A 13902-nucleotide genomic window follows, 5' to 3' on the forward strand; every position below is an offset into this window, starting at 1 on the left:
CAAACATATGAGCACCATAAGCACGGCCCTGGAGCAGCCTGCCGAAAGCAAGCTGCTCAGGCATATCGACTGGCGTGGCGCCTTCTGGGTGGCAAGCGGCGTTCCGGCGCTCGTCCTGTTCTCGATCGGCGGCATTGCCGGGACAACCGGTAAGCTCGCCTTCGTGATCTGGACGGTGTCCATGATCATGGGCTTCCTGCAATCCTTCACCTATGCCGAAATCGCCGGCCTGTTCCCGAACAAGTCGGGCGGCGCCTCGATCTACGGCGCTACCGCATGGCTGCGTTATTCGAAATTCATCGCGCCGCTGTCGGTGTGGTGCAACTGGTTCGCCTGGTCGCCGGTGCTGTCGCTCGGCTGCTCGATCGCCGCCGCCTATATCCTCAACGCGCTGGCGCCGATCCCCCTCTTCTCCGAAACCTCGCCCGAGGTGGTCGCCTATATCGCCGCGCATGCCGGGACGGCGCCCGCCGATGCCATCACCGCGGTCACCGCCGCCGCAACGCCGGCGATCCGCACCTGGACGCTGTGGGGCCATACGCTCGGCCCGGTCTCGTTCACGCTCAACGCCACTTTCTTCATCGGCGCGGTGCTGATGCTGGTCATCTTCGCCATCCAGCATCGCGGCATCCTCGGCACGGCCAATGTGCAGAAATATATCGGCCTGCTGGTCATCATCCCGATGCTGATCGTCGGCGTGGTGCCGATCATCAGCGGTCAGATCGACTATGCCAACTTCTCGCCGCTGGTGCCGCTGGCCGCGGCTTACGCGCCCGATCCCGGTTCGTGGAACATCGCCGGCTGGACCCTGGTGCTGGGCGGCATGTTCATCGCCGCATGGTCGACCTACGGCTTCGAGACCGCGGTCTGCTACACGTCGGAGTTCAAGAACCCCGGCACCGACACCTTCAAGGCGATCTTCTATTCCGGCCTGCTCTGCATGCTGCTGTTCATCCTGGTGCCCTTCACCTTCCAAGGGGAGCTCGGCCTCAACGGCATGCTGGCGACGCCGATCGTCGACGGCTCGGGCGTCGCCGACGCGCTGGCCGGCATGGTCGGCGGCGGCAAGATCATCCATAGCCTTCTGGTCATGCTGATGATCCTGGCGCTGGTGCTCTGCATCATGACGGCGATGGCCGGGTCCTCGCGCACGCTCTACCAGGGCTCGGTCGACGGTTGGCTGCCGCGCTATCTCAGCCACGTCAACGAGCATGGCGCGCCAACGCGGGCGATGTGGACGGACCTGATCTTCAACCTGATCGTGCTGGCAATCGCCTCGGCCGATGCGACGAGCTTCTTCTTCATCCTCGCCGTGTCGAACTGCGGCTACATCATCTTCAACTTCCTCAACCTCAATGCCGGCTGGATCCACCGCATCGACAACGGCCATATCAAGCGGCCGTGGAAGGCGCCGACCTGGCTGCTCGGTATCGGCGCCATCTTCGCCTATGTCAACGCGGTCTTCATGGGCGCCGGTGCCAAGGTGTGGAACCCAATGGCGCTGTGGGCCGGCCTGGTCACGGCTGCCTTGATCATCCCGGTGTTCTGCTTCCGCCACTACATCCAGGATGGCGGCAAATTCCCCGAGCATATGCTGGCGGATCTCGGCATGGCGGGGGCAGACCTCTCGGTCAAGAAGGCAGGCATGCTGCCCTATCTGACGCTCGCCGCCGGCGTGATCGTGATGCTGATCGCCAATTGGGTGTTCGTCATCTGACGTGGCAACCTGAATGGAAACGGGCGCGCTTCGGCGCGCCCGTTTGTTTTTGGCGAGTTTGTCGAAGCTGAGATCAGCCGGCCTTGCGGACGGCCTCGCCTTCGAAGAACCGGTTCGGCGGCCGCTTCAGGCCAAGATTCTCGCGCAGCGTCGACCCTTCATATTCGCGCCTGAAGATCCCGCGCCGCTGCAGCTCAGGCACCACCTTCTCGGCGAAGTCGTCGAGACCGGCGGGAAGATAAGGGAACATGACGTTGAAGCCGTCGGAGCCTTCCGTCAGCAGCCATTCCTCCATCCCGTCAGCAATGGTTTTCGGGGTGCCGACAAAGGCAAGGCCGGAAAAGCCGCCGAGCCGCTGCGCCAGCTGGCGAACCGTCAGATCTTCATTGCGCGCGAGTTCGATGACGCGTTCGCGGCTGCTCTTCGACGCATTGGTTTCCGGAATGTCCGGCAACGGTCCGTCCGGATCGAAACCCGACGCGTCGTGGCCGAGCGCGATCGACAGCGAGGCGATGCCGCTCTCGTAATAGACGAGGCTGTCCAGCTTCGCGCGCTTGGCCCGCGCCTCCTCGACGCTGTCGCCGACGATGACGAAGGCGCCGGGCAGGATCTTGATGTCGTCGCGCGCCCGGCCAAGCTTTTGCGCGCGGCCCTTCACGTCGGCAAAGAAGCGCTGGCCGGATGCCAGGTCGGGCGGCGCGGCGAAGATCACCTCCGCCGTCTCGGCGGCCAGTTGGCGCCCAACGTCGGACGCGCCGGCCTGGACGATGACCGGCCAGCCCTGGATTGGCCGGGCGATGTTGAGCGGGCCGCGCACAGACAGGTGCTCGCCCTTGTGGTCGAGCACATGCAGTTTCGATGGATCGAAATAGAGGCCGCTTTCGGCGTCGCGGATGAAGGCGTCATCGGCAAAACTGTCCCACAGCCCGGTCACGACATCGTAGAACTCGCGCGCCCGGTGGTAGCGCTCGTCATGCTCGACATGCTCGTCGAGGCCGAAATTCAGCGCGGCGTCGGGATTGGAGGTAGTGACGATGTTCCAGCCGGCGCGCCCGCCGCTGATATGGTCGAGCGAGGCGAAGCGCCGGGCGATGTGATAGGGCGCGTCGAAGGTGGTCGAAGCGGTGGCGACCAGGCCAATGTGATCGGTGACGGCGGCAAGCGCCGAGAGCAGCGTGAACGGCTCGAAGGACGTTACCGTGTGGCTGCGCCGCAGCGCCTCGATTGGCATGTTGAGCACGGCCAGATGGTCGGCCATGAAGAAGGCGTCGAACTTCGCCGCCTCTAGCGTCTGCGCGAAACGCTTCAGATGCGCGAAGTTGAAGTTGGCGTCCGGATAGGCGCCCGGATAGCGCCAGGCGCCGGTGTGAAGACTGACCGGGCGCATGAAGGCGCCGAGTCGCAATTGCCGTTTTTCTGACATGGGAATGATCCAGCGATGACGAGCGTTGCCGCTCCGATATTAGCGCAGGATCGGCCTGCATCGCGCCGCTGAAAAGGAATTCTGTTTTGCCGAAGCCCTGCCGCGGAGCATTTTCGCCCGACTGGCCCTTGATGCGGATCATCCGCCACCGGCTTTCGCCGATGGCGGATGATCGCAGGTTGCCACCTTGTTCCTATTCCGCGGCCAGTGCCAGTTGCGGCCGTTCGATGCCTTCGATCTTCTCCGGCTCCGGCGCCTGCTCGTCGGTCTTAGCCTTCTTCGGCGCACGGCCGAAGAACAGCGCATAGCCGGCCGGCAGCACCAGAATGGTGAGCACTGTCGCGACCAGAATGCCGCCCATCATGGCATAGGCCAACGGCCCCCAGAAGACGGCGCGCGAGATCGGGATCAGCGCCAGCACGGCGGTGAGCGCGGTCAGCATGATCGGTCGGAAGCGGCGCACGGCAGCACCCACGATCGCCTCCGATCGGTCCATGCCGGCCGCTATGTCCTGATCGATCTGGTCGACCAGGATGATCGAGTTGCGCATGATGATGCCGAGCAGCGCGATGACGCCGAGGATGGCGACGAAGCCGAAGGGCGCGCCGCTGATCAGCAGCGCCGCGGCGGCGCCGATGATGCCGAGCGGACCGGTGGCCAGCACCAGCATCGACTTGCCGAAATGCTGCAGCTGGACCATCAGAAGCACGACGATGATCGCGAGCATGATCGGCGCCTTGGCTGCGATCGAGGCCTGGCTTTCGGCCGAGTCCTCGGCGCCGCCCTGGATCTCGACCTTGTAGCCGGGCGCAAGGCCGGCGCGCAGGTCCTTCATGTCGTTGTACATCTTGGTGACGACATCATTCGACTGCACGCCGTCCGGCAGCGTGGCGCGCACGCTGATCGTCGGCAGGCGGTCGCGCCGCCATTCGACGCCCTGCTCCATGACCGGCACGACCTTGGCCACCTGCGAGAGCGGCACTGAACCGCCGAAATCGGTCGGGACGTAGACGGAGTCGACCGAGGACAAGAGATGGCGGCTCGCCTCCGGCTCGCGGGCGACGATCGAGACCGTCTCCTCGCCGTCGCGGAAGTCGTCGAGCGCCGCGCCGGACATGGTGCCCTGCAGCACCTGGCGGATGCGCTGCGAAGTGACGCCAAGGGCGCGAGCACGATCCTGGTCGATCACCAGCTTCATCGCCGGCACCGGTTCCAGCCAGTCGTCATGAATGGCGCCGAGCAGCGGATTGGCCTGAAACTTCGCCTTCACCTCGTCGGCGATGCGGCGCACCTCCTTGCGGTCGGGACCCATGATGCGCATCTGCACCGGCCAGCCGGTCGGCGGTCCAAGGAACAGACGGTCGACCTTACCGCGGATCGACGGGAAGTCCTTGGCCAGGATGCCGCGCATCTTGACGATCAGCCGCTCGCGCGCCGGCTCGTCCTTGGCCATCACCAAAAGTTGGGCGAAGTTGGGGTTGCGCAGTTGCTGGTCGAGCGGCAGGAAGAAGCGCGGCGCGCCCTCGCCGATATAGGTGGCGATGAAGCGCTTGTCGGGATCGTCCATCATTTTTGCTTCCAGCGCCTTTGCCTGGTTCTCGACTTCCTTGATCGAGGTGCCTTCCGGCAGCCAGAGATCGACGAGGATTTCCGGACGCGAGGATTGCGGGAAGAAATTCTGCGGGATGAACTGGAAGGCCCAGAGGCTGGTGGCGAAGGTGACCAGCGTCATCACCAGAACGATGATGCGGTGGCGCACGGCCCAGGTGACCGTCGCGCGCAGGCGCCGATAGAAACCGGTGTCGAAGACATCGTGGTGGGTGCCGGCGTGCTTGCGCTGCTTCAGGATCATGTAGCCCAGCCACGGTGTGAAATAGACCGCGACGAACCACGACACGACCAGCGCGATGCCGACGACATAGAACAGCGTGCGCACATATTCGCCGGCGGTCGACGCCGCGAAGCCGACCGGGATGAAGCCCGCCGTGGTGATAAGCGTGCCGGTGAGCATCGGGAAGGCGGTCGAGGTATAGGCGAAGCTCGCCGCCTCGATCTTGACCAGCCCTTCCTCGAGCTTTCGCTCCATCATCTCGACGACGATCATGGCGTCGTCGACCAGGAGACCGAGCGCGATGATCAAAGCGCCGAGCGAGATGCGCTGCAGGTCGATGCCGATCTCGTACATGATGGCGAAGGTCGCGGCCAAGACCAATGGGATGGCTATGGCGATCACCAGGCCAGAGCGCCAGCCGATCGACAGCAGCGAGACGGCGAGCACGATGAGCAGCGCTTCGCCGAGCGCCTCCATAAACTCGCTCACCGCGTCCTTGACGACCTGTGGCTGGTCGGAGATCTGGTCGACCGAAACGCCATAGGGCAACCCTGTCTCGAAGCGCTGATAGGTCGCCTCGACATCCTTGCCGACATCCCTGACGTTGAAACCCTTGGCCATGACGACGCCGACCTGGACGCTCTCATGGCCGTTGAAGCGGTATTTGCGCTCGTAGGGGTCTTCGAGGCCGGACGAGACGGTGGCGATGTCGCCGAGACGCGTCACCTGGCTGCCGGAGCGCAGCCTCAGCTCACGGATGTCCGCGGCCTTGGTGACGTCGCCCTCGACCGAGATGCGCACCGAGCGCAGGCCGGTGTCGACCGAGCCCGCCGGATCGACGGCGTTCTGCCCTTTGACGGCGTTCTGCAGGTCAACAATGGTCAGGCCGCGCTCGGCCAGCGACTTGGACGAGACGTCGATATAGATCTTCTCCGGCTGGTCGCCGATGATGACCGCCTTCTCGACGCCCGGGGTCGTGAGCAGCATGTCACGCGCCTGGATGGCGAACTTCTTCAGCTCCGGATAGGTGAAGCCGTCGCCGCTGATCGAATGCAGCGTGATGAAAGTGTCGCCGAATTCGTCATTGAAATAGGGACCGAGCAGGCCCTGCGGCAATTCATTGGAAATGTCGCCAACCTTCTTGCGCACCTGGTAGAAGGCGTCCTTCACCTGCTCGGGATTGGTGTCGCCTTTTACCTGCAGCGTGATGATGGCGCTGCCGGCGCGGGTGTAGGAGCGCACGAAATCGAGATGCGGCGTTTCCTGCAGCTTGCGCTCGATCTTGTTGACGACCTGGTCCTCCATGTCCTGGATCGAAGCGCCGGGCCAGATCGCCTGCACCACCATGACGCGGAAGGTGAAATCAGGGTCTTCCTTCTGGCCCATGCGCATCAGGCCGAGCGCGCCGGCGAGGATGATCAACCCGAACAGGAAGCGCGCGATGCTCGGATGTCCGATCGCCCAGCGCGAAAGATTGAAGGGCCGCTTTTCGGTGCTGCTGTCAGTCGTGGTCATGGCGCAAGTCCAGTCCAATTAATCGGCAATGCCCGCTTGGCACTGCCCGCAAACTCTCGGTCGGGTTTCCGGGCGGCGAGACCCTCAAGCGGAGAGAGACTCGCAAATCACGCAGGACGACGCGGCACTGCCGCGGGGGGAGCCAACATGCCGGCATCCCGCGATCGGGCGTCCGCCGCCCGGAACCCATGCCCTTCCCCGGCTCGCGGCTCGATGCAGCGAGGGCGGGAAAGGCGTCTGTCGCGCCTGGTTAGTGCAGGCTGTTGGTGGTTGCGGCGTCCTCCGCCGAGGCGGATTGCTGGGCGTCGTTGGAAAGCTTGACCTTCAGGTTTTCGGTCATGAACTGGGTACCGGCCGCGACCACGACATCGCCCTGTTTCAGGCCGTCGGCCACGGTGACGCCGTCGGCGGTGAAGTTGGCGACCTTGATCGGCCGGGGATGCACGGTGTCGGAGGCGCGATCGACCGTCCAGACGATCTGCTTGCCGTTCTTTTCGGTCATCGCGGTCAGCGGGATCGACACGAGCTCAGCCTTGCTGCCGACGGTCGCCTGGACATTGGCGGTCATGCCGAGCAGCACGCGCGGATCGTTGGGCAGCGAGACACGCACCGCGAAGGTGCGCGACTGCGGGTCGGCGCTGCCGGCGACCTCGCGAACCTTGCCGTCAAGGGTAAGCCCTTCGTCCGACCAGAAGCTCGCCTTGACCTGCTTGCCGGGCTTGAAGCCTGCGATATCCATCTCCGGCACCGCGATCGAAACTTCCTTCTCGCCATCGACCGCTACGGTCATCACCGGCGTGCCGGCGGCGACCACCTGGCCGACATCGGCGGAGATAGCGGTGACGATGCCGTTCTTGCTGGCCTTCAGATCGGCGTATTGAACCTGGTTCTGCGCCTGGGCCAGCGTCGAACGAGCGGCATCGCGGGTCGCCACGGCCTGGTCGTAGGTCAGCCGCGCCTGGTCGAGCTGCGACTTCGGCGCGAAATTCTTGGCATAGAGCTGCTCGGCGCGCTTCCTGGCGAGGTCGACGGTTTCGACTTGGCGCTCGGCGGCGTCGAGGCTGGCCGCAGCGCTCTTGACCGACAGTTCGTAATCGACAGGATCGACGCGGGCGAGCACGTCGCCCTCATTCACATGCTGGCCGATATCGACCAGGCGCTCGGTGACCTTGCCGGCGATGCGGAAGCCGAGATTCATCTCGGTGCGGGCACGCACCGAACCGGAATAATCGAGCTGACGGGTGGTCTGCGCCTCGCCGATCTCGACCACCTTCACCGGCCGGACGACTTCCTGGACGACCTCGGCCTTCTCCTGGCTGCAGCCGGCAAGGCCGAGCACTGCCGCGACGACGGCGGCGGTTGGGAGGCCGGCGGCCGGCAGCTTGCGGAGGATGGAACTGGACAAAGACACCTTAGCACTCCCGAACTGGAGATGATTTGTCGAAACCGCGCCCGGCGGGCGGCGGCTATTTCAAGGCTCTGATTGCGTAGTCGATAAGTTCGTCGGGCATCGCCCGATTGGTCTTGGCAAGGCACTGCGCGACCATCTGCGGATGGCAAAGAATGACGGTCGCGGCGCCGAAGCAACGCGAGGCCGTTTCCGGATCCTGCTGCCTGAACTCGCCGGCCTCGATGCCCTCGCGTATCACCTCGGCGAACAGGTCGTGGATGCTGTTGACATGCTTGTCGATGACACCCCAGTCACGCTCCAGCGCGACGATGACCATCTCATGCACCTTCTCTTGGTCGAGCATGACCTCCAGAGTCATCTTGTACTGGGCATGGATGTAGCGCCGCAGCCGCTCCTCGGCGCTGATCGGCAGGTGCATGATCTCGTAGGCCATCTTGTAGCTGGCGCCGAGCATGCGGCCGCAGACGGCCTGGTGGATTTCGACCTTGGAGGCAAAGAAGCGGTAGATGTTGGCCGGCGACATGCCGAGCTCGCGGGCAATGTCGGCAACGTTTGTCTTGCCGTAGCCGTAATGGCGGAACAGCCGCTCGGCGCAGTCGAGAATGCGGGTCACATTCTCCTGCCTGGAGGGGTCTGCCACGATGTTGGCGACTTCTGACATGGCGCTTTCGTTTTGACGAGTGACGAATTTCAATTTTCGTCAGTCGTAAAACGAAAGCAGCGAGGAGTCAACGCGAAATCGACGTACGCGTATAATTTGGTGACAGATGGTGACAGTTGCGAGGGCCGGCATGGGTGACGAGGATGCTACCTCTAACGCAGCGATCCTTCGCGCCCCCCTCTGTCCTGCCGGACATCTCCCCACTTGGGGGGAGATTAGAAGCTTTGGCGCCGGCTCCATTCCTGCAACGTCGGCAATTGGCGAAAGCGGGCGCGACATCCAATCTCCCCCCTCGTGGGGGAGATGTCCGGCAGGACAGAGGGGGGCGCTGTCCCGCCGACGTGGCTTTTTCGCTCGCCGAACTACGCCCCCTTCGCCATCTCCCTCAACCTGAACTTCTGGATCTTCCCCGTAGAGGTCTTCGGAATCTCCGCGAACACCACAGCCTTCGGCACCTTGAAACGCGCCAGCAGCCCTCGGCAATGCTCGATGATCTCTGCCTCTGTCGCGGTCTTGCCGGGCTTCAGCTCGACATAGGCGACAGGCACCTCGCCCCATTTGTCGTCCGCGCGAGCCACCACCCCGCACGAGGCGACCGATGGATGCTTGTAGAGCGCGTCCTCGACCTCGATGGACGAAATGTTCTCGCCGCCCGAGATGATGATGTCCTTGGAGCGGTCCTTGAGTTGGACGTAGCCGTCCGGGTGCATGACGCCGAGGTCGCCGGAATGGAACCAGCCGCCGGCGAAGGCCTCGTCGGTGGCCTTGCGGTTCTTGAGGTACCCCTTCATGACGATGTTGCCGCGGAACATGACCTCACCAATGGTCTCCCCGTCGGCCGGCGTTTCGACCATGGCCTGCGGGTCCATCACCGTCAGGCCCTCGAGCGAGGCGTAGCGCACGCCCTGGCGCGCTTTCTTCCCCATCCTAGGCCCCTTCTCCAGCGCGTCCCACTCATTGTGCCATTCATTGACGACGGCCGGGCCGTAGGTCTCGGTCAGGCCGTAGAGATGGGTGACGGCAAAGCCTGCATCGGCCATGCCGGACAGCACCGCTTCCGGCGGCGGTGCCGCGGCGGTGTTGAAAGTGACAGTCTGCCGGAACGCGCGCTTGTCCTCGTCCTTCGCATTGATCAGCACCGACATGACGATCGGCGCGCCGCAGAGATGGGTGACGCCGTGGTCGGCGATCGCGTCATAAATCGGCTTCGCCCGCACCCAGCGCAGGCAGACATGCGTGCCGGCCTGCACGGCAAGCGTCCAGGGGAAGCACCAGCCGTTGCAGTGGAACATCGGCAGCGTCCAGAGATAGACCGCGTGCTTGGCCATGCCGGCATGAATGGTGTTGGTATAAGCCATCAGGGCGGCGCCGCGATGATGGTACACGACGCCCTTCGGGTTGCCTGTCGTGCCGGACGTGTAGTTGAGCGAGATGGCGTCCCATTCGTCGTCCGGCATCGACCATGCGAACGCCTCGTCGCCCGCGGCGACGAAATCCTCATAATCGAGCGCGCCGATGCGCCCGCCCTTCGGATAGGGAGCGTCGGCCGCATAATCGGGGTCGTCATAGTCGATCACCAATGGCTTGGCCTTGGCCAACGCCAGGGCCTCCTTGACCACGCCCGAGAATTCGCGGTCGACGATCAGCACCTTCGCGTCGGCATGGTCGATCTGGAAAGCGATGACGGCGGCGTCGAGACGGGTGTTCAGCGAATGCAGCACCGCCTTGGTCATCGGCACGCCGAAATGCGCTTCCAGCATCGGCGGCGTGTTGGACAGCATCACCGTCACCGTGTCGCCCTTGCCGATGCCGTGCCTCGCAAGCGCCGAGGCAAGCTTCAGCGAGCGGCGCCAGAACTCGCGATAGGTGATGCGCTGGCTGCCATGGATGATGGCGATGTGGTCCGGATAGGTCTTGGCCGCGCGTTCAAGATAAGTGAGCGGCGTCAGCGGCTGATGGTTGGCGGCGTTCCTGTCGAGGTCCTGTTCGTAGGGATTGGCCATCCCGTTCTCCCCAATGTTCTTTTCGAGCTTTCTAACCCTAGGCCCGCCGTCACGCCATCCCCCTTCCGCGGCTGAAAATGCTATGCTGCGCCGGCTTGGTAGAATGGCGATCCGGATTGGGCCGCGCCGCGAGGCGATCGCGGCCCCCGCGTGCAAATTTGACTTTTGTCGAGAGCCGTGACTAATGTCAGCCGAGGAGGCGGCATGGCGATCAGACCGGCAGAACAGCTCATCCACAAGGCCGCCTGGCTTTACTATGCGCACGGCCTTCGCCAGGACGAAGTGGCGAGCCAGCTCAACATTTCGCGGGCCTCGGTCGCCATGTATCTGCGCAAGGCGCGCGAAACCGGCATCGTCAATATTTCCACCTCGACGCAGCTTTTCACCAACGACGTCATGGCGCGCAATGTCGAAGACGCCTTCGGGCTCGACGCCGTCTGGATCGCGCCGGAAAATGCCTATCTCGCCGACCCTTCGACCGACATCGCGGTGCTGGCAGCGAGCGTCTTCCTCGAGCTGGTGAAGAAGGGCGACCGCATCGGCGTCGCCTGGGGCCGCACCGTCTACACCATCGCCGACATCATGTCCTTTGCCGACCTGCAGGATGTCACTGTGGTGCAGCTCTGCGGCAATCTCGGCGCGCCCTATTCCTACCGGCCAGACCAGTGCACGATGGAGATCGCGCGGCGGCTGAACGCCAAGGGCCTGAACTTCTACGCGCCGCTGGTGCTGTCGACGGAAGAGCTGGCAAAGAGCCTGCGCGCCGAGCCGGTGATCCGCGACCAGCTTGCCGGCATCGCCGACTGCGACCTTGCGCTCTATTCCGTCGGCGCGGTCGATGCCGACAGCCATCTGGTCAAATGCGGCGCGCTGTTGCCGGCCGAGATGGAAGGGCTGCGCAGCCAGGGCGCCGCCGGCGTCATCGCCGGGCAGATCATCGACGCCGGGGGCGAGGTGCTCGACTGCAGCTACAACCGGCGCGTCATCTCTGCCGAGCTCGCTTCGCTGCGCGCCATCGAGAAGCGGCTGATGGTGGTGCAGGAAGACACCAAGTTCGAGCCGCTGCTTTCAGCCATCGCCGGCAGGCTCTGCACGCATCTGGTGATCGGCGCGCATATGGCCGGGCGCCTGCTCCAGTACGCCGAGGCGGCAACCAAAAAGGCCTCTTAGAAAAACCAGCCTCGCCGCTTCTGTCATACAGGCGTCGCGGCTTTCTGTTCATGAGCAAAAAGACGAGTATCGGACGGAACGACATGAAGAATCTTTGGAACGACGCCGACGCGGAGAAGATGGTTGCCGACTATGCCAGGAAGGGCGTCGGCGGCGACCTTGCGTTGCGCGTCTACACGACCCGCCTGCTCGGCGGAGAGCCGCGGCTGGTGCTGCATGGCGGCGGCAACACCTCCTGCAAGACCAAGGCCACCGACCTGCTCGGCGACGAGTGGGATGTGCTGTGCGTCAAGGGCAGCGGCTGGGACATGGCCGTCATCGAGCCGCAAGGCCTGCCGGCGGTGAAGATGGGCGCGCTGCTCAAGGCGCGCTCTCTGGACAAGCTCTCCGACGAGGATATGGTGGCGCTGCAGCGCTCCAACCTGATCGATCCCGCCTCCCCCAATCCGTCGGTCGAAACGCTGCTGCATGCCTTCCTGCCCCACAAGTTCGTCGACCACACGCATTCGACGGCGATCCTCGCTATCGTCGACCAGGAGGACAGCAAGCCCCTGATCAAGGCCGTGTTCGGCGACAAGATGGGTTATGTCCCCTATATCAAGCCGGGCTTTGACCTCGCCAAGGTGGCGGCGGAAGTCTTCGACGCCGACCCGAGCGTCGAGGGCCTGATCCTCGACAAGCACGGCATCTTCACCTTTGGCGACGATGCCAAGCAGGCCTATGACCGCATGATCCACTATGTGACTATGGCCGAGGACTATGTCGCCAGGAACGGCAAGCCGCAGGCAGCCAAGGCGGCGCTGCCGGCAAAGCTCGCCAAGCCGGGCGATATCGCGCCGACGCTGCGCGGCGCCGTGGCCGTGGCACGCGGCGAAGGCCGTTTCGACCGCATGATCAGCGACTTCCGCACCTCGGACGCCATCGTCGATTTCATCAATTCGACCAAGATTGCCGAGTTGGCCGGCCGCGGCGTCTCGACGCCCGATCTGTCGATCCGCATCAAGACCGGGCCGATGGCGGTACCGGCGCCGGACGCCGACAAGTTCGGCGACTACAAGGCTGTGGTGCGCAGCCATATCGAGGCTTTCGTCAAGGACTACACCGCCTATTTCGAGACCAATGACGCGCTGGACGACGTCAAGCGCACCATGCTCGACCCGATGCCGCGCCTGACGCTTGTGCCGGGTCTCGGCATGTTCGGCCATGGCCGCACGCTGAAGGATGCGAAGATCGCTTCCGATGTCGGCGAGATGTGGATCGAGGCGGTGCGCGGCGCCGAGGCCGTCGGCAATTTCCATCCGCTCTCCAAGGCCGATCTCTTCCCGCTGGAGTACTGGTCGCTGGAGCAGGCCAAGCTCGCTTCCAACAAGCCGAAGCCGCTGACCGGCCAGGTCGTGCTGATTACAGGCGGCGCCGGCGCCATCGGTGCCGCGACGGCCAAGCTGTTCGCCGCCAATGGGGCGCATGCGGTGATCGTCGACCTCGATCCGGCTAAGGCCGCGGAAGCGGCGAAGGCCGCCGGCAACAACTCGATCGGCGTTGGTGCCGACATTACCAATGCTGCCGAGATGTGCGCCGCCTTCGACAAGGCGGTTGCCGTCTATGGCGGTGTCGACATCCTGGTTTCGAATGCAGGAGCGGCGTGGGAAGGCCGGATCGGCGAGCTCGACGACGCTACTTTGCGCAAGAGTTTCGAGCTCAATTTCTTCGCTCATCAGTCGGCGGCGCAGAATGCGGTGCGCATCATGCTGGAACAGGGCACGGGAGGTGTGTTGCTCTTCAACACATCGAAGCAGGCGATCAATCCCGGCCCGAAATTCGGCGCCTACGGGATTCCCAAGGCGGCGACGCTGTTCCTGTCGCGGCAGTATGCGCTTGACTACGGCGCCTATGGCATCCGCTCCAATGCGGTCAACGCCGACCGCATCCGATCGGGCCTTTTGACCGATGCCATGATCGCCAGCCGTTCCGGCGCGCGCGGCGTGTCGGAAAAGGAGTACATGTCCGGCAATCTGCTCGGGCAGGAAGTGACGGCCGACGACGTGGCGCAGGCCTTCCTGCATCAGGCGCTGGCCGAGCGCACCACCGCTGATGTGACGACGGTAGACGGCGGCAACATCGCGGCGGCGCTGCGGTGACGAGCACCGTTGCAGCGGTTCGTCGTTTCACGA

Annotated in this window: 8 protein-coding genes; 3 read left to right on the plus strand and 5 right to left on the minus strand. The window is 64.1% G+C overall.

Annotated elements, in window-relative coordinates; genetic code table 11:
• The first annotated feature begins 7 nt into the window (after positions 1-7).
• The gene (locus CK230_RS19945) at positions 8-1717 is read left to right on the plus strand and encodes an APC family permease (protein ID WP_095818851.1); all 1710 of its coding nucleotides are present in this window, start codon (positions 8-10) and stop codon (positions 1715-1717) included.
• 73 nt (positions 1718-1790) lie between these two features.
• Here the strand turns inward: CK230_RS19945 and CK230_RS19950 are convergent, their stop codons facing one another.
• From CK230_RS19950 to CK230_RS19975, 5 genes are all read right to left on the minus strand, one after another.
• Entirely contained in the window at positions 1791-3140 is a 1350-nt protein-coding gene (locus tag CK230_RS19950) for an LLM class flavin-dependent oxidoreductase (protein ID WP_095818852.1), read from the minus strand.
• Between the two features lie 193 nt (positions 3141-3333).
• The gene (locus CK230_RS19955) at positions 3334-6486 is read right to left on the minus strand and encodes an efflux RND transporter permease subunit (RefSeq protein ID WP_095818853.1); all 3153 of its coding nucleotides are present in this window, start codon (positions 6484-6486) and stop codon (positions 3334-3336) included.
• A gap of 250 nt (positions 6487-6736) precedes the next feature.
• Positions 6737-7897 carry an efflux RND transporter periplasmic adaptor subunit gene (locus tag CK230_RS19960; protein WP_095818854.1) on the minus strand — a complete coding sequence of 387 codons (1161 nt, stop codon included), beginning with the start codon at positions 7895-7897 and terminating at the stop codon, positions 6737-6739.
• Positions 7898-7952: 55 nt separating this feature from the next.
• Entirely contained in the window at positions 7953-8558 is a 606-nt protein-coding gene (locus CK230_RS19965; protein ID WP_095818855.1) for a TetR family transcriptional regulator, read from the minus strand.
• A gap of 362 nt (positions 8559-8920) precedes the next feature.
• Entirely contained in the window at positions 8921-10561 is a 1641-nt protein-coding gene (locus tag CK230_RS19975; protein ID WP_095818857.1) for an acyl-CoA synthetase, read from the minus strand.
• A gap of 204 nt (positions 10562-10765) precedes the next feature.
• On the opposite strand from CK230_RS19975, the gene CK230_RS19980 reads away from it, so the two are divergent.
• Both CK230_RS19980 and CK230_RS19985 read left to right on the plus strand, forming a co-directional pair.
• Entirely contained in the window at positions 10766-11731 is a 966-nt protein-coding gene (locus CK230_RS19980) for a sugar-binding transcriptional regulator (protein WP_095818858.1), read from the plus strand.
• A gap of 83 nt (positions 11732-11814) precedes the next feature.
• Positions 11815-13869, plus strand: coding sequence for a bifunctional aldolase/short-chain dehydrogenase (locus tag CK230_RS19985; RefSeq protein WP_095818961.1), 2055 nt, complete (start codon positions 11815-11817; stop codon positions 13867-13869).
• Positions 13870-13902: the final 33 nt, after the last annotated feature.

This window comes from Mesorhizobium sp. WSM3859 (genome assembly GCF_002295065.1).
Taxonomy (GTDB): Bacteria; Pseudomonadota; Alphaproteobacteria; order Rhizobiales; family Rhizobiaceae; genus Mesorhizobium.